The 16637-nt window shown below is 72.4% G+C and carries 19 protein-coding genes; 10 read left to right on the top strand and 9 right to left on the bottom strand.

The features are described from left to right. The first annotated feature begins 133 nt into the window (after positions 1–133). Positions 134–850 carry a chitinase gene (locus tag ACFVU7_RS04135; RefSeq protein WP_049658918.1) on the top strand — a complete coding sequence of 239 codons (717 nt, stop codon included), beginning with the start codon at positions 134–136 and terminating at the stop codon, positions 848–850. Positions 851–1002: 152 nt separating this feature from the next. Further along, the gene (locus ACFVU7_RS04130; protein ID WP_049658920.1) at positions 1003–1404 is read left to right on the top strand and encodes a hypothetical protein; all 402 of its coding nucleotides are present in this window, start codon (positions 1003–1005) and stop codon (positions 1402–1404) included. Between the two features lie 64 nt (positions 1405–1468). On the opposite strand, the gene ACFVU7_RS04125 is transcribed toward ACFVU7_RS04130, so the two are convergent. After that, positions 1469–2452, bottom strand: coding sequence for an oxidoreductase (locus ACFVU7_RS04125; RefSeq protein ID WP_388044213.1), 984 nt, complete (start codon positions 2450–2452; stop codon positions 1469–1471). 73 nt (positions 2453–2525) lie between these two features. Between ACFVU7_RS04125 and ACFVU7_RS04120 the strand changes: the two genes are divergently transcribed. Continuing rightward, positions 2526–2948 (top strand): MerR family transcriptional regulator, encoded by a 423-nt coding sequence (locus ACFVU7_RS04120; protein ID WP_074001245.1) that lies wholly within the window; start codon positions 2526–2528, stop codon positions 2946–2948. Positions 2949–3040: 92 nt separating this feature from the next. After that, positions 3041–3793, top strand: a complete 753-nt coding sequence (locus ACFVU7_RS04115; protein ID WP_388044210.1) for a DUF6215 domain-containing protein — start codon at positions 3041–3043, stop codon at positions 3791–3793. Between the two features lie 23 nt (positions 3794–3816). Here the strand turns inward: ACFVU7_RS04115 and ACFVU7_RS04110 are convergent, their stop codons facing one another. Beyond that, complete coding sequence (locus ACFVU7_RS04110) at positions 3817–4680, bottom strand: hypothetical protein (protein ID WP_388044208.1); 864 nt, start codon at positions 4678–4680, stop codon at positions 3817–3819. A gap of 50 nt (positions 4681–4730) precedes the next feature. Between ACFVU7_RS04110 and ACFVU7_RS04105 the strand changes: the two genes are divergently transcribed. After that, entirely contained in the window at positions 4731–6077 is a 1347-nt protein-coding gene (locus ACFVU7_RS04105) for a hypothetical protein (RefSeq protein WP_388044205.1), read from the top strand. Positions 6078–6199: 122 nt separating this feature from the next. Next, a complete protein-coding gene (locus ACFVU7_RS04100; RefSeq protein WP_049653142.1) occupies positions 6200–6871 on the top strand; it encodes a DsbA family oxidoreductase in 672 nt (223 codons plus the stop codon). Between the two features lie 40 nt (positions 6872–6911). Here ACFVU7_RS04100 and ACFVU7_RS04095 read toward each other — a convergent pair whose 3' ends face one another. Next, complete coding sequence (locus tag ACFVU7_RS04095; RefSeq protein ID WP_380781295.1) at positions 6912–7589, bottom strand: hypothetical protein; 678 nt, start codon at positions 7587–7589, stop codon at positions 6912–6914. 268 nt (positions 7590–7857) lie between these two features. On the opposite strand from ACFVU7_RS04095, the gene ACFVU7_RS04090 reads away from it, so the two are divergent. Beyond that, positions 7858–9915: a protein kinase gene (locus ACFVU7_RS04090; RefSeq protein WP_388044203.1), complete on the top strand. Its 2058-nt coding sequence runs from the start codon at positions 7858–7860 to the stop codon at positions 9913–9915. A 73-nt stretch (positions 9916–9988) separates the two neighbouring features. Here the strand turns inward: ACFVU7_RS04090 and ACFVU7_RS04085 are convergent, their stop codons facing one another. From ACFVU7_RS04085 to ACFVU7_RS04065, 5 genes are all read right to left on the bottom strand, one after another. Further along, positions 9989–10264 carry a hypothetical protein gene (locus ACFVU7_RS04085; RefSeq protein WP_388044200.1) on the bottom strand — a complete coding sequence of 92 codons (276 nt, stop codon included), beginning with the start codon at positions 10262–10264 and terminating at the stop codon, positions 9989–9991. 91 nt (positions 10265–10355) lie between these two features. Beyond that, on the bottom strand, positions 10356–11318 hold the full coding sequence (locus ACFVU7_RS04080; RefSeq protein ID WP_388044198.1) for a GNAT family N-acetyltransferase: 963 nt from the start codon (positions 11316–11318) through the stop codon (positions 10356–10358). Positions 11319–11353: 35 nt separating this feature from the next. After that, positions 11354–11683: a hypothetical protein gene (locus ACFVU7_RS04075; protein ID WP_388044196.1), complete on the bottom strand. Its 330-nt coding sequence runs from the start codon at positions 11681–11683 to the stop codon at positions 11354–11356. A 105-nt stretch (positions 11684–11788) separates the two neighbouring features. Further along, the gene (locus ACFVU7_RS04070) at positions 11789–12043 is read right to left on the bottom strand and encodes a hypothetical protein (protein ID WP_049653135.1); all 255 of its coding nucleotides are present in this window, start codon (positions 12041–12043) and stop codon (positions 11789–11791) included. Further along, entirely contained in the window at positions 12040–12405 is a 366-nt protein-coding gene (locus ACFVU7_RS04065; protein WP_387974743.1) for an ATP-binding protein, read from the bottom strand. Before ACFVU7_RS04065 ends, ACFVU7_RS04070 begins: the two co-directional genes overlap by 4 nt. A gap of 182 nt (positions 12406–12587) precedes the next feature. Here ACFVU7_RS04065 and ACFVU7_RS04060 point away from each other — a divergent pair, with 182 nt between their 5' ends. The 3 genes from ACFVU7_RS04060 (at position 12588) to ACFVU7_RS04050 (ending at position 14704) form a co-directional block, all read left to right on the top strand. Beyond that, positions 12588–13475, top strand: coding sequence for a helix-turn-helix domain-containing protein (locus ACFVU7_RS04060; RefSeq protein WP_387829786.1), 888 nt, complete (start codon positions 12588–12590; stop codon positions 13473–13475). Next, the gene (locus tag ACFVU7_RS04055) at positions 13459–13686 is read left to right on the top strand and encodes a DUF397 domain-containing protein (RefSeq protein ID WP_380740109.1); all 228 of its coding nucleotides are present in this window, start codon (positions 13459–13461) and stop codon (positions 13684–13686) included. Before ACFVU7_RS04060 ends, ACFVU7_RS04055 begins: the two co-directional genes overlap by 17 nt. Positions 13687–13753: 67 nt before the next feature. Next, entirely contained in the window at positions 13754–14704 is a 951-nt protein-coding gene (locus ACFVU7_RS04050) for a phosphotransferase family protein (RefSeq protein WP_388044194.1), read from the top strand. 125 nt (positions 14705–14829) lie between these two features. Here ACFVU7_RS04050 and ACFVU7_RS04045 read toward each other — a convergent pair whose 3' ends face one another. After that, positions 14830–16404, bottom strand: coding sequence for a TIGR03086 family metal-binding protein (locus ACFVU7_RS04045; RefSeq protein ID WP_388044192.1), 1575 nt, complete (start codon positions 16402–16404; stop codon positions 14830–14832). Positions 16405–16637 lie beyond the last annotated feature (233 nt).

The raw sequence follows: 16637 nt of genomic DNA, 5'->3' as shown, positions 1-16637 counted from the left end.
TTCGCGACTCTTCGCGGATCTTTGCGACCTTTTGCGCGAATCTGCGCGTCCCCGCGAACCGTCCCGAGCCGTCGCGAGTCCTCGCGAGCGAAGTGCCGCCCCCGCCAAGGAAACCCGAGGAACGAGGAAACCGATGAAGCTTTCCCGCACCCTGTCGCTGGCGGCCTCCGCCGCCGTGCTCAGCACCCTCGCCGTCGCCGGCCAGACCGCCCCGGCCTCCGCCGCCGGCTCCTTCGTGGTGAGCGAGGCCCAGTTCAACAAGATGTTCCCGAACCGGAACGCCTTCTACACGTACAAGGGCCTGACCGACGCCCTGGGTGCCTACCCGAAGTTCACCACCACCGGCGACACCGCGACCCGCAAGCGCGAGGCGGCCGCCATCCTGGCCAACGTCAGCCACGAGACCGGCGGGCTGAAGTACATCGTCGAGCAGAACACCGCCAACTACCCGCACTACTGCGACACTTCGCAGCCGTACGGCTGTCCGGCCGGGCAGTCCGCGTACTACGGGCGCGGGCCGCTCCAGCTGAGCTGGAACTTCAACTACAAGGCGGCCGGCGACGCCCTGGGCATCGACCTGCTGCACGACCCGTACCAGGTCGAGAAGAACCCGGCGACGTCCTGGAAGACCGCGCTCTGGTTCTGGAACACCCAGAACGGCGCCGGCCGGATGACGGCGCACGACGCCATCGTCAACAACAAGGGCTTCGGCGAGACCATCCGCACCATCAACGGCGCGCTGGAGTGCGACGGCAAGAACCCGGACCAGCGCAACGACCGGATCAACCTCTTCAAGCAGTTCGTCGGCGTCCTGGGCACCGACGTGGGCGGCGGCAACCTCTCCTGCTGACGGGCGCCTCGGCCGCCCGGTGCCCGGGGTCCCGGTGCGGCCGATCAGCCCGTTCATCGAACGTCGACCGCCCGTCGACCGCTTGTCCACGCCCCACCCCGACCGTGATCACCTGCCGGCCACCGGGGCCGGCCCCCTCCGAGGAGCTGAAAATGATCACGAAGCGGATCGCACGGGCGTCGACACTGGCCCTGGCAACCGCCGCACTGGCCGGCACGTTCACCGTCGGCGGCGCGGGCAACGCGTTCGCGGCGTCGGGCGGCGGCTGCAACGGCAGCACCCAGCAGGCGTGCGTCAGCGTCAACGGGAGCACCCTGGTCGCCGACGCGTACACCAACTTCGCGAACTCCAACTGCACGGTCGACCTGGTCCTGTACGACCGGAGCACCGGCTACCGGTGGGACACGATGGCGGGCTGCGGGCTCGGCTGGTCCCACTACGTCGGCACGCAGGTCCCCAACCCCACCCCGGGCCACGTCTACCAGACCCAGCTCATCGTCAACTGGGGCGCCGGGAACGTGGGCGTCACGTGGAGCCCCGAGCTGACCGCCTGACGCCTCCGGGCCGTCGCGGAGCGGGAAGTCGGCCGGGCCGACTTCCCGCTCCGTGTTCGGCGGCTCAGCGGGGCACCGGGGTGGCGCCGGTCGCGGCCAGCGAGAGCTCCCAGAGGCGGGCCGCCCCGTCCGGGTCGACGGCGTACGGGCGGACGCCGCCGTCGTCCATCGGGGTGTCCGGGCCGGCGGGGCGCGCGACCTCGCAGTCCTCCAGGTAGAGCCCGCCCAGGCCGTCGAGCAGCGGCGAGGTGGCCGCCCACAGGCCCGTGGCGGCGCCCTGGGAAGGGGACTTGAAGTCCGCGCCGATCACGGTGCCCCGCTCGTCCACCCAGCCGCGCTCGACCTGCTCCTGCCGGGTCATCTCCCGCTGGAGCCCGGTGATGATCTTCCCGGGGTGGAGCGCGAACGCCCGGACGCCGTCGCCCCGTCCGAGCGCGTCGAGGTGCACGGCGAACAGGGCGTTGGCGGTCTTGGACTGGCCGTACGCCAGCCACTTGTCGTAGCCGGTGCGGAAGTGCGGGTCGTGCCGCCGGATGTCCGTCAGGAAGTGCCCGGCCGAGCTGTTGACGACGACGCGGGCGCCGTCCGGGGCGGCGGCCAGCAGCGGGTACAGCTCGCAGGCGAGCAGGAAGTGCCCGAGGTGGTTGGCGGCGAACTGCCCCTCCCAGCCCGGCCCGACGCGCCGCTCGGGGGTGGCCATGACCCCGGCCACGGCGAACAGCAGGTCGAGGCGGTCCGTGGCCTCGCGGACCAGCCCGGCGGCGGCCCGGACGCTCGCGGGGTCGGCGAGGTCCATCGGGACGATCCGGCTCCCGGTTCCGGCGAGCGCGGCGCGGGCGGTGTCCGGGCGGCGGGCCGGGACGATCACCTCGGCCCCGGCGGCGGCCAGCGCCCGGGTGGTCTCCAGGCCGAGGCCGGAGTAGCCGCCGGTGACGACGGCGGTACGGCCGGAGAGGTCGAGGCCCGCCAGGACCTCCTCGGCGGTGGCGGCGGCGGAGAAGGGCGAGCCGATCGGCTGCTGCCGGCGCTGGAGCTGGGTGGTGGTCATGGCGATGACCGTAGGAAGTGGAGCGCGGTCTAGATCAAGTCCCGCCCCGGTGTTCTTCCTATGCTCTGACGACATGACGGAACTCAGCATCGGCGAGGTGGCCGAACGCACCGGGCTCAGCGTGCACGCCCTGCGCTTCTACGAGCGCGAGGGGCTGCTGGTCGGCCCGGTGCGGCGCACGGCGGGCGGGCGGCGGCGGTACGCCGTGCTGGACGTGCAGTGGCTGGAGATCTGCGTCAGGCTCCGCGAGTCCGGCATGCCGCTCGCCGACCTGCGCCGCTTCGCCGAACTGGTCCGGCAGGGCCCGGGCAACGAGGCCGAACGGCTGCGGCTGCTCGACGCCCACCGGCAACGGGTCGACGAGCGGATCCGGGAGCTGGAGGAGTGCCGCTCGCTGATCGCCTGGAAGACCGCCGTCTACGCCGACCACCTGGAGCGCGGCGAGGCCGCCGGGCTCTGGGACCCGACGGCGGAGAACCGGTCGGCCCGGGCCTGATCCGCCCGGCACCACGGCCGGCGCTACCATCGGCCCGGCTCATGGGGCCCTCGGGTGCCCGGGGCGGGCCACTCGAACAGGGGGATCCAGGAATGGCGTCCGACGCGGCCGACACCACCGACGCCGCAAACACAGCCGACATCGCCGACATCGCCGGAACGACCGACGGCGACGCGACGACCGGCACCGCCGACGGCACCGGCACCGACACCGGGAAGCGCGGCGGCCGACCGGGCCTCCGGACGGCGGCCGCGGCGGCCCTGGCCGTCGCCCTCCTGGGCGGCCTGTGGGGGCTGGGGTTCCTCCACCTCCCGAAGCCGTGGCACGAGCCGGGCGGCCCCGGAAAACCGGCCGAGTGCGCCGCGCCCCGCCCCACCGACAAGCCGGGCTACCCGGCGCTCTGCGCGGCGCTCAACCGCCCCGACCTCCCGGCCCTGCTGGGCACGCCCGAGGACCGCGTCACCGTCGCGCAGCCGGCGCCGATCACCTTCGGCACGGACGTCATGGCGGAGGTGCGGCTCACCCACACCGTCGTGAGCCTGCTGGACAGCAGCACCTCGCTCGAGGACACGCGCGACATGCGGCGGGTCTACACCTGGCCGGCCACCGTCCTCGGCCACCCCGCCGCGACCTACTGGTCCAACGCGACATCGGTCATCCCCGGCGGGAAGCTCGGCCCCGCCACGCGGAACATCGTCGTCGCCCAGGACCCGGCGGCACCCGGCGGACGGGCCTTCGAGGTCGTCGTCTTCCGCGACGACGGCCTGACGCCCGACGAGGCGACCCTGACCCGGCTCGCCGAGACGGTGCTGCCCACCGTCCCGGGCTGGGTCCCGGCCCCGTAGCCGGACACGGCGGGCCTCCCCCCTCAGGCGTCTCCCTCGTCCTCGTCCTCGCCGTAGGGCGGGATGGTCCAGCGCAGGACCGTCCCGCCCGCCCCGTCGGCTTCGAGGGTGACCGGGAAGGCCTGGCCCCAGTCCCGCCCGCCGTGGTGCCGGACCGCGTGGTCGCCCTGGCACCAGTCGATGCCGAGCACCTGGCAGCCGCCGACCTCGATCGCGCCCACGTGCAGCGGGTGGTGCAGGCCGGCCCGCCGGAAGGTGAAGTAGTCGACGTGCTTCTCCACCGAGGTGGCCACTCCCCTGCCGGGCAGGCCGCCCCGCCAGGCGCCGATCTCGGCCTCCAGCGCGACCGCCTCCGCCACCGGGAGGTCGAGCCACCCGTACGGGCCCCCGTCACCCTCGTACGAGGGCATCCGCTCGCCGCCGAACCGCTCGTGCGCCTCCTGCTCGTACCGGCCCCAGTAGGAGAGGTCGGCGAGCCCGTCGGCCGGTTCGTCGTCCAGGCTCGTCCACGCGTCCAGCCCGACGGCGTCGCCGACCACCATGCCGCTCCGGTCGACCGGCAGGTCCCCGAGCAGCACCGGGCCCTCCGCACCCTCCGGCCAGGGCAGGCCGAGGGCGATCTCCAGCGTCGCGATCGTCGGCTCCTCGTCGAAGGCCGAGGGCTCGGTGGTGGCCCGCACCGCCAGCGGCCGGTCGGCGGCGGCCGGGACGGCGACCGCCTCGCACTCCTCGTCCCGCAGGTGACCGCCTCCCGTCTTCGCCGCCGCGGCCCGCACCGGCAACGGATCCCCCAGCTCCCGCCAGTAGTCGATCCAGGTGGCCATGCCGAGCACCACCACCCCGGAGGGCGCGGTGACGAATCCCAGGTCAACGAAGGTTTCGGGCATCCGTCGATTATCTCCGGGCAGGACGTCGCCCCGTCGCCTAGCCTGGCCCGGTGAATCTTGACGATCTCGCCTGGCAGCGGCAGTTCGACGGCGGGATAGAGCCCGCCATGGCGGAATACCTGGCCCGACAGGGGCAGTTGGAGTTGCTGATCGAGACCGCACGGGACCGCGGTGAGTGGTTCTGCGCCGAGGTGGCGGTCGGTGAGCTGTGCGAGGCGGGGGAGTTCGAACGGGCCCTGACGGTCCTGGAGCCGTTCGTCGCGGTCGGCTGGCCGTTCGCCGTACGGGAGTCCGCCTCGATCCTGGTCCGGCAGGGCCGGATCGAGGAGGGGCTGGCGCTGGTGCGTCCGGACGCGGCCGGCCTGGAGTCGGCGTTCGACTGCCGCTGGTTCGCCGGGGCGCTGGTGGAGGCCGGGCGGGTGGACGAGGCCATCGGGGTGCTCACGCCCCACCTCGGGGAGCCCTGGATCCTGGAGTCCCTGGTCGATCTGACCAGGGGGGAGAACTGTGACGCCCGCGTCCTGGAACTGCTCGCCCCGTGCGCCGAGCGGGCCCTGGGCGGCGCGGCGGACTGCCGGTGCTCCGCGGCCGGGGGTCGGCGCGAGTGCCGGCACCAGCCGTCGGAGGTGCTGGTGAAGTACAGCCGGGTCCTGGAGCGCATGGGCCGGGCGGACGAGGCGATCCGGCGGCTGGGCCCGGTCCTGCCCGCCGTCCCGGGCGTCGCCTGGCGGTACGCGGAACTCCTCGCCGACCAGGGCCGGTTCGAGCAGCTGCGCGAGCTGGCCACCGGCGAGCACGCGGGGCTCGCCCTGAACCAGTACGCGAAGGCGCTGGAGGAGCAGGGCGAGCTCCGGGAGGCCGAAGCCGTCCTGCACGAGGCCCTGGCAACAGACGCCGAGTACACTCGCCGACGCCTCATGGCCTTCCTGGCCCGCCAGGGGCGCCTCGACGAGGTCGTCGACGTCGGACGGCCCACGTACGAGGACGCCGAAGGGAGCCTCCTCCACGAGGCGATCGACCTGCTGATCAGGGCGAGCAGCCCGGAGCGGGCGCTGGAGCTCGTGGACGGCCTCGGCGCCGCGTACGTCGAGGCGCATGCCGACGTCCTGGGCTACACCCGGCTGCGCCTGCTCGCGAAGGCCGGGCGCTACGCCGAGGGCATCGCGGGGGCGCGGGCCCTGAGCGAGCGGGAGCCCGACCAGTGGGACACCACGCTGGCCTGGCTGCTGGATCTGGACGGCCGGCCGGACGAGGCCCTCGACCTGCTCCGGTCGTCCACCGAGCGCGAGGCCCACCGGGCGATCGCCCAGATCCTGACCAGGCACGGCCACTACGCCGAGGCCGTCGCCGTCATCCCCACGGTGCCCGCCCAGCGCGAGGCCTGGGACCGGCGCTGAGGCAGGGGGTCGCCGACCGGCCGGCCCGAATAGTTCAGTGAGAGAAATATTCAGGTGGACGGAGGCGTTCCGGCAGGAGCAGGCGCGGGAGGTCCGCGCGAGGCTGGAAGGAGTGCGGCGCCGTGCGCGTGGAGATCTGGACCGACATCAACTGCCCCTGGTGCTACATCGGCAAGGCCCGGTTCGAGCAGGCGCTGGCGGCGTTCCCGCACCGCGAGGAGGTGGAGGTCGTCCACCGCTCCTTCGAGCTGGACCCGAGGGCGCCGCACGAGGCCCGTCCGGTCGTGCCGCTGCTCGCCGCCAAGTACGGGATGAGCCTGGAGCAGGCCGAGGCGGCGGAGGCCCGGATCGCCGAGAACGCGCACGCCGAGGGCCTGCCGTACCTGCGCGAGGGGCGCGACGCGGCGAACTCCTTCGACATGCACCGGCTGCTGCACTTCGCCGAGGAGCACGGCCGGCAGGGGCAGCTGCTGGACGCGCTGTACCGGGCGAACTTCGCCGAGGAGCGGTCGGCCTTCGAGGAGGGCCGGCTGGTCGAGTTGGCGGTCGAGGCCGGACTGGACGGCGAGGCGGCCGCGGCCGTCCTGGCCGACCCGGAGGCCTACGCGGAAGCGGTGCGCGAGGACGAGACCACGGCGAGCGCCATGGGGGCGACGGGCGTGCCGTTCTTCGTCCTGGACCGGCGCCTCGGCGTCTCGGGCGCCCAGCCCGCGGAAACGTTCACCCGTGCACTGGAGCAGGCCTGGGAGAGCCGGGTCGCCCTGCCGCTGACCCCGCTCGCGCCCAAGGAGTGAGGCGGGGCGGAGCAGGAAGTCGGCCGGGCCGACTTCCTGCTCACCCGGCTTGCCAGCGGTGGGCGTAGACGATGTGCAGGCTCGCCGGAACGCCCTTGGCCGCCCGCCCGGAGCCCCAGCCCTCGTGGTCGAGCTCGATGCAGTAGTGCTCGTCGGGGCGCCACCCGAAGCGCCACCCGGGGGCCTCGCGGGTGAACTCATGGAGCTGGGAGCCCGACCAGCGGAAGGCCGTGGGACTGCCGGTGACCACCAGCGTGTGGGCGGCCCCGGAGAAGCGGAGCCGGTCCCGCCAACCGGCGAAGTGGTGGCGTTCGTAGTCGATCTCCTCCTCGGACGGGAAGTCCGTCACCGGCAGGTCGACGGTGTGCGGCGTCCCGGCGCCGAGCCGCGCCCGGACCTCCTTCCAGCGCGACGCGGGGAAGCCCAGGCTGTGGTGGACCAGCAGCAGGTCCAGCCGGTCCTCGGACGGGACGTCGCCCAGCCCGGCCGGACCGGCGTTGGCCCGCAGCGGCAGGTGCACCAGGGAGCGCCGGGAGCGGGCCGCCAGGGCCCAGGCGGTGGCCAGGTCCTCGGCGCCCTGCCGGTCGAGGTGCAGGTGCATGTACGTGCTGCCCGGGCCGGCGTACAGGAGGGCCCCGGCGGTCTGCCGCGCCGGGGTGATCACCCGGTACTCGTCCCGGCCGAGCCGCACCCGGTGGATCTTCGTTCGCAGTCTCACCGGGTCTTCGTACCGGAGACCGGCCCGGGCTGTCCTTCGGTTTTCCTCCGGCCGGGGCCCCGCGGCGCTGCTCCGCCACGAGCCAGGCACCCCGGGGTGTCCTTGCGGGATCCGGCTCCCTGCCCGGCCGGAGCCGCCCCGCGCGACAGTTCCGAAACATTCAACCCCCGTGTGTAAAAAGACCATTGAGGCTGCCTCGCCGTCTGGCACACACTGTGCACCGACGCCCTTCCGGGGGCGGGGTCATGACACACCAGGGGGTAGGGGCATGATCGACAAGGACACCGTCCTCAACCACCGGTACCGGCTGCTGGAGCAGCTCGGCCGCGGCGGGATGGGGACGGTCTGGCGCGCCCGGGACGCCGTCACGGAACAGGACATCGCCGTCAAGGTGCTCAACCCGGGCCTGCTGGAGGATCCGACCGCCACCGAGCGTTTCCGCCGGGAGGCGAAGGCCGTCACCGGAATCGGCCACCCGGGCGTCGTGGGCGTCCACGACTACGGGGAGAGCGGTGCGGAGGGCACCGACGGCACGGAGAGCACCGACGGCACGGAGAGCACCGACGGCACGGAGAGCACCGACAGTACGGAGAGCACCGACAGTACGGACGGCGCCGACGGCCCGAAGGGCGCCGGCACCGGCCCGCGCTACGCCTACATCGTGATGGACCTGGTCGAGGGCCGGCCGCTCAGCGCGGTGCAGAAGGACGAAGGGCCGATGCCGCCCGAGCGGGCCCTGGCCATGGTGGCCACCGCACTGGACGCCCTCCAGGCCGTCCACCAGTCCGCCATCGTCCACCGCGACGTCAAACCGTCCAACCTGCTGGTGCGCGAGGACGGCGCCGTGCTCGTCGCCGACTTCGGCCTCGCCCTGGCGGTCGCCGACTCCAAACTCACCACGTCGAACGGATTCATCGGCACCGCCTCCTACGCCTCCCCCGAACAGGTCGACCCTTCTCCCGACAACCCCGTCACACCCGCCGCCGACCTCTACTCGATGGGGGTCGTCTGTTACGAACTACTGGTCGGGAAGCTGCCGTTCGAGGGCGGACGCGCCATGCAGGTCGCGTACAAGCACGTCAACGAGCCGGCGCCGGAGCTGCCGGACACCTTCCCACCGGCCGTCCGGGCGCTGGTCGCCAAGGCCCTGTCCAAGGCGCCGGAGGACCGGTACGAGAGCGCCGCCGAGATGGCGGCGGCGGCACGAGCGGCGGTCGGACTGCCGGTCGGTGAGGCCGCACAGCGGCCGGTCAGGCTGTGGAAGAGCGCCCCGAGGACGGGCGGTGCGGGCCCCGCTCCGCGGAGCGAGCCGGTCCCCACGGCCGAACTGGTCGTGAAGGTGTCCCCGGTCATCCAAGCGGACCCTCAGCAGACGGCCGAGCAGAGCCGCCGCTCGCGGCGGCGCCGCCTGCTGGTACCGGTGATCATCCCGGTCATCGTCTCGTTGGGTACGGCGGGCGCCCTGCTGGTCGACCGCAACCCGTTCAGCGCCGACGCCGCGCCCGGAAGCCGGTCGACCACCGCCGTGACCGCCCCGCCGCCCGGGGGCACCGGTGTCCCGGACACCGGTGCCCCCGTCGAGACCCCGGCCGCCACCCCGGCGGGCGACCAGCTGCCGGGGACCACCCCCGACCAGCAGACGCCGCAGCAGCAACGGCCCGTGCCGCCGGCCTCCTCCGGCGGCAACGGGGGTACGAACGCGGGCAACGGCGGAGGCGCGAACAACGGAGGCGCCAACAGCGGCGGCACGACCGCCGGACAGAACGGAGGCACCCAGCCCCGCCAGTCACCGGCCAACACCCCCGCCCCGCAACCCCCGGTGACGAACAACCCCGCCCCACAGCCTCCGCCGCAGAACTCCCCCGGCGGGACCACCGCACAGCCCGGCGGCGGCAGCGCCCCGCCACCGGAGTCCCCGGCCCGCCCCGCGGAGTGCGGCGGAACCAACTGGACGCGCATCATCAGCGTCCAGTCCGGCCTGCCGATCGGGCTGGCCAACGACAACCTGAACGCGAGCAACCCGGTCGTCCTGGGCGGCGCCACGCAGTACGGCTGGGTCGTCAGCTACGGCACGTGGAACGAGTACCACGCCTGCAACTCCGGAGGCTTCCCCCTGGTCATGGGCAACGGCTCCCCGTTCGACAACGCGGTGGCCCTCGGCAGCGGCCGCGACTTCCTGTACCGGTGGACCGTCCAGCCCGCCGCCTCGGGCGGGTACACCCTCGGCGACGGCACCAACTGCATGACCGCCGGCGCGCAGGGCAAGCCCATCACCATGACCACCTGCACCGACAACCTCGCGAGCCAGCTGTGGAAGTTCCAATGACCGGAGGCGTGTCCACCTCTGCCCGCACGGCCTCACATCCGGGATTCCTGGCCCGCGCCCAGGGGCCAGGCTGTCACTCGCTCAACGCGCGATCGAAACAGCGGGCGGCGAGCCAGGCGGCGGCACGCTCTCGTTCCTCGCGGTTGGAGGAGCGACCGTCGTGACGCGCGATCCACTCCAGGTGTCGCAGGACGTTCTCCGAGCGGTCCGGGTCGCGCACCGCGAGCACGTCGATGCCGGTCTCGCCCGTCGAGGCACCGACGTACACGCTGCTGTCCAGGGCCATCATGCCGAAGCCCGGGTGGCCCGAGCGCACGCCGAGAAACGCCGATGCCGCGCCTCGGCCCATGATGTCCCAGCGATCCAGGAACCGGACCCGGGTCCACTGCTCCGGTGCACGGGTGCGGCCGTGCTGGGTGGCTCCGGGGTGCTCCGGGCGCTCAGTCGTAGAAGAACTGGCGGAGGTCCTCGACCGAGCCCGGGCCGAAGAGGAAGGCCTCGCATCCGGCGAGCGCCCGGGGCGGTGGCGGCCCGTCAGCGGGGAGCCGCCGCCAGATCTCACCCTGCTCCCCCACCGCGTGGACGGCGGAGAGCAGTTCGGCCATCCCCGCCGGGCGGGGCGGGGCCGCTCCGGTGACGGGGGCGAGCTCCCACCCACCGGCCCGGGCGGCGAGCCGCACCGCGCCCGCCCAGGTGGCGATGCGGCAGAGGCGGTTGCGCAAGGGGAGTTCGACGGACGGGTCCAGGTACCCGAGTCCGACGGTCGCGGCGGCGAGGTCGTCCATCACCCGGCGCTCGACGGAGGTGCGGATCCAGTGGCCCTCCTGGGCGTCCTCGATGGCGGCGCTCCACCACTCCCAGGCGCTGTCGAGGCGGGCCGTTGCCTCGGACTCGGCCTCGGCCGCTGTCCGCGAGGGAGGACCCGGCCGGGACGCCTGCGGCCGGTACAGGTGGAACAGTTCCGGATCACCCTCGTCGAGGCCCTGGACGAGGCCGACCGGCTGCCACCCGGCCCGGTGCAGGAGCCGTCGCATCGGCTGGTTGGAGACGTTGGTCGAGGTGAACAGCTTCGGGGTCTCGCAGGAGGCCGCCGCGGCGTCCAGCAGCCGGCGGCCGACGCCCCTGCCGCGCGCGGCGGGCGAGACCATCAGCATCGTGACGAAGCCCTGCTCGAAGAACGTGTACTCGGTGACGCAGTAGCCGAGGAGCCCGGACGCGTCTTCGGCCACGAGCACCGGGCCCGGGGCCTGCCGGCACCATCGCCGGATGCTCGCCGCCCGCTCCCCGTCGCCTTCGAGGGCGACCGAGTCGATACCGGTCAGCCCGTCCGCGTCCGCGTCGGTGCCGCGCCGAACGACGAAGTCGCCGAAGTCGCCGAAGTCGCCGAAGTCCACTGTGTCCATGGGGACATGCTGCCAGGTGGCTCCGGTACGAACCTCTACTGCGGCCCCGGTCCTCCGTAAACGACCCGGGGGTGCAGCCGGGTCGCCTGCCAGGGCGAGTTACGGCCGGCGGCCTCGCGGTAGGCAACGCGCTGGACGGCGAAGAGCAGGCGGTAGAGGTTGAGCGCGGTGTCGGAGTCGTCGGCGGCGAAGCCGAGGTCGTGGACGAAGGTCTCGAGCTTGGGCCAGTCGAAGTCGTCGGGGACGGGCGGGGCGACGGCGACGCCGAAGAGCGCGTTGAAGGCCGCGGCGACGGCGTAGTGGGAGGCGGCGAGGGCGTTGAGGACGTCGGGGTCGGCGGCCGGGTCGAGGACGGGGTCGGGCACGTCAGGTCTCCTCTTGGTCGGGCCTTGCAAGCTTGAGCGTGGTGACGACGCCCAGGGCGACGGTGGCGAACGCCAGGGCGAGGAAGGAGAGGAAGGCGGCGGCGATCAGGAACCGCACGAGCGCTCGCGGTCGGCGTCGAAGAGGAGGGTGAGGAGGTTCATCAGCGTCGAGGCCGGCGCCGTGTTGAAGGCGACCAGAACGCGGCCGTCCATGGTCGTGTCCGTGGTGGCGGAGGGGAAGATCAGACCGAACGCGCGGCCGCGCTCCTGGAGTTCGGCGAGGAGGATGCGGACCTGGTCCTCGGTGTAGCCCCGGATGCGGGGGTCGGTGGGCTGCATGGGGAAGCGGCGGCGGTTCACGCGGAGGCCTCCAGTTCGAACCAGACGACCTTGCCCGTCTTGCGGGGCTCGGCGCCGAGGCGGTGGGTGAGGGCACGGACGAGGAAGAGGCCCCGGCCGGAGGAGGCGAGCGGGTCCGTGGGGAGGTGGACGGTGGGGAAGATCGGGTTGTTGTCCGCGACCGAGACCCGCAGACGGTGGCCGGTGAGGGCCAGCACGACCATGGGGGCAAGGGTGCCCCCGTGCCGCCAGGCGTTGACGAAGACTTCGTGGAGGGCGAGTTCGGCGTCGGAGATGACGGACGGTCGCCACCCGGCCGAGACGAGGAGGTCGGAGAGCTCGCCACGAGCGGTGGAGCAGTCCGGAAGGTTGCAGGCACGCATGAGAGACCCCAAGGGAGGAAGAGGGGAATCGACGAAGCAGACACTCCGTCATGTGATCGGTGCAACACTGAGAGTAGGACCGTCGGTCACACGCATGCAACCTGATCGCCGAGATGTCTCCCCCAACTTGGCTAAGCTCACTCGTGTGGGTGGAGACTGGCCCGACACGGAAGGAACCCCCCTTGGCACTCAGGACCCAAATCAGCGAGCGACAGCGGCGGTTCGGCGCTGAGCTGAGAAGGTTGCGCGAGGCCGCAGGCCTGGCGGTCAAGGACGCCGGCGCCCTCATCGGCATCGCGGGCCCGCAGCTGAGCCACATCGAGGCAGCTCGAACGGCGCTCGACCCGGAGCGACTCTCGGTCTTGCTCGAAGGCTACGGGTGCACGGATGAGACCTACATCGCGCTGCTGCACGCTCTCGGCGCGAGCGACGGGAAGGGCTGGTGGAGCGCATTCAAGGGGCGGGTTCCGGCTCTCGCCCTGGACCTGGCAGAGGCCGAAGACCGAGCAGAATCCTTCGCTGTCTTCGACTCCCTGTACATTCCGGGAACGCTCCAGGTTCCAGGCTACGTCGAGGCCATCTACAAGGGCGCTTACAAGGATGGCCGTTGGGACGTTGCCACGGCCGTTGAGTTCCGCCTACAACGTCAACGCATCATGACCGACAGCAAGCAGCGACAGTTTCGGTACGTCATCCATGAGGCAGCACTCCGGATGCAATTCGCTGGCAGGCTCGTGATGCGCGACCAGCTCCACCATCTCGTAGACATGGCAGAACTCCCCAATGTCACGATCGAGATCTTGCCGTTCGATGCCCCCGGGAGGGCGCCATACGCTGGCGCGTTCCTGATCTGCGACCCCGGGTGCACGGACCTCTCAACCATCATCCTGGATGGACCGAAGCGGGCGGTCCACCTTGGCGATCCCGATGACGTGGCGGCGTACCACCAAAAGTTCCAAGAGGCCCGGGATCTCGCACTACCTGCTGTTGATGCCAGCAAGCCCAGGCGTGACAGCTCTCGCGACTCCTGGGGGCTCCTTCAACACATTCTCTATGAACTCCAGCACTGAAAGGCACCCGATGTCCCACCTGGCCTGGCAGAAGTCATCCTTCAGCAACGCCGATGGCGGCAGCACGTGCGTTGAGCTGGCCGCCGAAGGAAACGACGTCCGCTTCCTCCGTGAGTCGGACGACCCTTCCGTCATCGTCACCACCACAACCACGAAGCTCCGCGCCTTCCTCCTCGGCGCCAAGGCCGGCGAGTTCGACCACCTCATCTGAACCACGCGACGGGAGCGGGACGGCGCTACCACCATCCCGCCCCCTGTCTCTGCCGCAGGAAGTCACCGTGACCCCGAACGATCCCTGCTCCCCGACCTCCGTGAGGCCGTCCTGGGATGAACTCCCCCTCCCGGCACAGGAGTCCGTCGAGACCCACCTCGGCGCACCGGTCATCGACGCCCGGACCCAGGCCGACGGGTTCAGCCCCGGCCTGGCGGTCCGCGCCACCCTCGCCGACGGCCGAGCCGTGTTCCTCAAGGGAACCGCCACCGACCACCCCGTCCACGGGAGATACGCCGCCGAGGCAGCCATCAACCGAAGCCTGACCCGGCAGGTCCCGGTGCCGAGGATGCTCGTCTCCTGGGAGGCCGGCGGATGGCTGCTGATGGCCTTCGAGGACGTCGACGGCGGCCACCCCGACCTCGGCCCCGGGTCGGCCGACCTCCCCGCCGTCGTCCGGCTGCTCGACCGACTCCCCAGGGCGGTCAGCCCGTCGCCGATCCCCGACGCCCCGTCCATCGTCTCCGTCCTCGGGGGCGGCTCCCGCAGCTGGCGGGCTCTCGCCGACCAGCAGGCCGAGCTCGACCCGTGGTCCACCCGGCACGTCGAGCAGCTCGCGGCCGTCGAGCACGACTGGCACGCCGCATCCGCCGGGGTCTGCCTCCTCCACGCGGACCTGCGCGCCGACAACATGCTCATGCGCGGTGACGACGCCCTCGCCATCGACTGGGCCTACCTCCACCAGGGCGCCGCCTGGATCGACCCGGCCTTCCTCGTCACCCAGCTGATCCGCGCCGGCCACACCCCGGCCCAGGCCGAAGCCCTGCTCGCACCCGTGGCCTCGTGGGCTGCCGCCCCGCCGGACGCGATCACCTCCTTCGCGGTGGCCCAGGCCGGCTACTGGGAGCTGAACTCCAGGCTCCCGGCCCCGCCGGGGGTGCCGTACCTGCGCGGCTACCAGGCCTCCATGGCCGCCATCGGCCGGACGTGGATCGAGCACCGAACCGGCTGGCACTGACCGAACTCGCAGCACCCGCAGCGCTGTTCGCGGAGCCCACCAGCAAGCACGAGCCCTGCCGCTCTTCCCCGCCCGCTCGTTGGCCTCCAACGAGCGAGCGGGGTCTTGTCCACCCCCGCCGCCGCTCAGGCGACGGCGCGACCGAGGTGGGCGGCCAAGCGGTCGAGGGCGGTCGCGCCGTGGGGCGCGGGCCGGGGCGGGGCGAAGGAGCCGCCTTCCGTCCGCGGCAGGCCCGCGTAGATCTCCCGCACCACGGGCATGGCCACCGTCGCAATGTCCGGGACCAGGTCGCGCGGGTGTCCGATGGCTTCGGCCAAGTCCCAACCGTGGACCAGCATTTCGATGACCAGCTGCTCGACGAGACGTCGGCCCGGCGCCGGCCCGTACTGCCGGTCGAGCATGCCGGGCCGGCGAAAGGCCGTGAGCGTCCGCTGGGCGGCGGTCCGGAACGCCGCGACATGATCACCGCCCAGGTGATCCGCGGCGGCATCGGACCGGGGCCTCCCGTCCGCCAGGCCGGCCCACATCAGGTTCTCCCAGACCAGGTGGTCCAGCAAGGCGCGGACGTCCCAGTCGGCGCACGGTGTCGGCCCGTCAAGGCGGCTCGGGTCGACGGCGCTGACGAGGTCACCCACGGCCTGGAGGACTCGCTCGGAGGCGGCGATCAGACCCACCGGCTCCCAGGCCTCGGCTCCGGAGTCGTACAGCGCGTCGAGTTCGGCGGCGCGGCGTCCGGGTTCGGGATTGGCACGCAGGGCGGTCTTCAGCCAGTTGCCCGCCGTCTCCAGACTCGGCCGCGCCGGTTGGCCGTTGATGAGGCAGAGCAGCTGCCAGTACCGCTCGACGCACGGGACGGAGACGATGCCGAGTTGTTCGAGCAGCAGGCTCCGGGCCGGCGCGCCGTCGGTGCGGACCCCGTCGACGGTCCGCGCCTGGGAGGGGAGCCACTTCTCGACGACGGCCGCGACAACGGGTTCCGCCGCGGGCGAGTCCGGCGCGATCCCGTCCCGGACGGCCTCGTCCACCCGCCCCGTCCAGTAGTCGGTGACCCGCCGTGCCTCCTGGAGTGTGGCGTCATCGTGCTCGCCGGGGGCGTGTTCGGCCGCGTACTGCGCCATGCGCCGCATCGCGGCCCGCAGTTCGGGATCGGCCACCAGCTCGCCCAGTTCGATCCAGGCGTCGACCTGCGCGTCCGTGGGGTCGTCGGGCAGCTCCGGGGTGGCGGCCAGCAGGCCGCTGCGGTAGGTCGGTACGTCCAGGCCGGCGAGCGTCCCGGTCACGAACTCGTGGATGGTCTTCCGGCGTTCGGCAGCGGACAGTCGGGCGGTGCGGTTCATGAAGGCGAGTCCTTCGGCAGTGGTTTCGCGACGGGCGGCGGAGCGCAGGACCGCCTGTTGCGCGCGCAGCAGGCGGATCCTCGTCTCCAGCACGTCGACGTGGACCGCGGCCACCTCCGCCAAGGTGTGCTCCCGGTCGAGGACTTCGCGGATAGCCGGCAGGCCGAGCCCGAGGTCCCGCAGCGTCCGTGCCAGCTCCACGCGGGCCACGGACTCCGCGTCGTAGACCCGGTACCCGGCGGCCGTGCGTCGGGCCGGTGGCACGAGGCCGAGATCGGACCAGTGCCGGATGAGCTTCACCGACAGCCCGGTCTTCCGCGCGACCTCTCCGATGCTCCACAGCACCCTGTCGTCGACGTGCATGTGCCCCACCCTCGGCTCTCCCACGATGGGAGAGTCAACCAGCCGGGAGTTCTGGCCTACCGCGCGCATTGACCGTCGCTCCGCCCCGCAGCCGGCCCGGAAACGCGAAGAGGCTCTGAAAACGCGAAGAACCCCCATCCGGGACCCGGATGGGGGTTCTTCTGAAGAATTGTTCGGCGGCGTCCTACTCTCCCACAGGGTCCCCCCTGCAGTACCATCGGCGCTGTAAGGCT

The sequence above is a fragment of the Kitasatospora sp. NPDC058046 genome, from assembly GCF_042885595.1.
Classification (GTDB): domain Bacteria; phylum Actinomycetota; class Actinomycetes; order Streptomycetales; family Streptomycetaceae; genus Kitasatospora.
The sequence above is the reverse complement of the archived record's forward strand: the minus strand, read 5'-3'. Positions and strand labels throughout refer to the sequence as shown.

Excerpts from the sequence above, each read along its gene's own strand:
- ACFVU7_RS04120 (WP_074001245.1), top strand. The coding sequence starts at position 2,526 with ATGACGGAACTCAGCATCGGCGAGGTGGCCGAACGCACCGGGCTCAGC.
- ACFVU7_RS04080 (WP_388044198.1), bottom strand. The coding sequence starts at position 11,318 with ATGGACACAGTGGACTTCGGCGACTTCGGCGACTTCGGCGACTTCGTC.
- ACFVU7_RS04130 (WP_049658920.1), top strand. The coding sequence starts at position 1,003 with ATGATCACGAAGCGGATCGCACGGGCGTCGACACTGGCCCTGGCAACC.
- ACFVU7_RS04135 (WP_049658918.1), top strand. The coding sequence starts at position 134 with ATGAAGCTTTCCCGCACCCTGTCGCTGGCGGCCTCCGCCGCCGTGCTC.
- ACFVU7_RS04125 (WP_388044213.1), bottom strand. The coding sequence starts at position 2,452 with ATGACCACCACCCAGCTCCAGCGCCGGCAGCAGCCGATCGGCTCGCCC.
- ACFVU7_RS04045 (WP_388044192.1), bottom strand. The coding sequence starts at position 16,404 with ATGCACGTCGACGACAGGGTGCTGTGGAGCATCGGAGAGGTCGCGCGG.
- ACFVU7_RS04085 (WP_388044200.1), bottom strand. The coding sequence starts at position 10,264 with ATGGGCCGAGGCGCGGCATCGGCGTTTCTCGGCGTGCGCTCGGGCCAC.
- ACFVU7_RS04055 (WP_380740109.1), top strand. The coding sequence starts at position 13,459 with ATGAACTCCAGCACTGAAAGGCACCCGATGTCCCACCTGGCCTGGCAG.
- ACFVU7_RS04065 (WP_387974743.1), bottom strand. The coding sequence starts at position 12,405 with ATGCGTGCCTGCAACCTTCCGGACTGCTCCACCGCTCGTGGCGAGCTC.
- ACFVU7_RS04110 (WP_388044208.1), bottom strand. The coding sequence starts at position 4,680 with ATGCCCGAAACCTTCGTTGACCTGGGATTCGTCACCGCGCCCTCCGGG.
- ACFVU7_RS04115 (WP_388044210.1), top strand. The coding sequence starts at position 3,041 with ATGGCGTCCGACGCGGCCGACACCACCGACGCCGCAAACACAGCCGAC.
- ACFVU7_RS04090 (WP_388044203.1), top strand. The coding sequence starts at position 7,858 with ATGATCGACAAGGACACCGTCCTCAACCACCGGTACCGGCTGCTGGAG.